Origin of the sequence: Marinobacter sp. EN3 (assembly GCF_000475315.1) — a bacterium.
GTDB lineage: Bacteria > Pseudomonadota > Gammaproteobacteria > Pseudomonadales > Oleiphilaceae > Marinobacter > Marinobacter nauticus.
On sequence record NZ_AXCC01000088.1, the window covers coordinates 1 to 254 of the forward strand.

Below are 254 nucleotides of genomic sequence, written 5' to 3' on the forward strand. Positions count from 1 at the left end.
CCAGCAAGCAATCGCTCAGGTGATCCAGCAGGACTGGGAACCCCGCTTCCATCCACACAGCTACGGTTTTCGCCCGGGGCGTTCTGCCCATCAGGCAGTCCGATACGTACAGCATTGTGCTCGGGAAGGCCGCAACTGGGTAGTGGATCTGGACCTGGAAGCTTTCTTCGATCGGGTAAACCATGATCGCCTGATGGCACGTTTGAAACGGCATACGCCGGACAGGCCGCTGTTCAGGCTGATCAACTGGTATC

At 57.9% G+C, this 254-nt stretch carries 1 protein-coding gene; it reads left to right on the forward strand.

From position 1 onward, the window contains the following. Nucleotides 1–254: reverse transcriptase domain-containing protein (locus Q675_RS0119490; RefSeq protein ID WP_031211877.1), on the forward strand; the 254-nt coding region annotated here is incomplete at both ends.